The organism is Micromonospora sp. ALFpr18c (genome assembly GCF_008868155.1).
Lineage (GTDB): Bacteria > Actinomycetota > Actinomycetes > Mycobacteriales > Micromonosporaceae > Micromonospora.
The window spans coordinates 1-599 of record NZ_WBKR01000463.1 but is presented as its reverse complement, the minus strand read 5'-3'; the positions used below and the strand labels follow the sequence as shown (position 1 = coordinate 599).

The following is a 599-nucleotide window of genomic DNA, read 5'->3' as shown; positions in this document are numbered from 1 at the left end:
CGAGCTCTCCCGGCCGCGCACCTCGCCGCCGGCCGCTCGCCCCGCCCCGGCCCCACCGGCCTCGCGCCCGGCACCCGCGCCCCTGACGGCCCCGGTGGCGGTGCCCACCGGCAGCCCGTACGTGGTCGGCCCCGACACCATCCGGCTACTGGTCGCGATCGGGCAACGGGACTACGTGTCCCCGGTCGACCTCGGAGACTGCCCGTTCTACGTGGTCAACCGCTCCCGCCTGTGTGGCCTGGCCGCCCCGTACCGGGTGCTGCTCACCCCCGGCGCGTACCTCTCGGCCTGCCAAGGTCACGCGCTGTCCATCCGGTCACAGGCCGCGCAGCACGGGGTGCCGTTCCGGACGTACCCAGCCCTGCCGAATTGACGTTTGAACGTCACGCCCAAATTGACGGCAGGAATACAGAAACGGCGCGTGCATTGCACGCGCCGAAACCTATAGATGCCCCCGGAAAAGACAGGATGTGAACTCGCGCCGCCTACCCGCGATCACCGTAGCAGCCGCTCATGCCAGCCGTGTCCGCCTGCTCTGTAATGGCTTGAACCGATCAGCAGGAGAGTCTTGACAAGGCATGATCATGCCGTTGACGTTG

General features: G+C 68.6%; 1 pseudogene. It reads left to right on the top strand.

Going from position 1 to position 599, the window contains the following annotated elements:
- A pseudogene (locus tag F8271_RS31700) lies at positions 1–373 on the top strand (hypothetical protein); the annotation flags it as partial.
- Between the last annotated feature and the right edge of the window lie 226 nt (positions 374–599).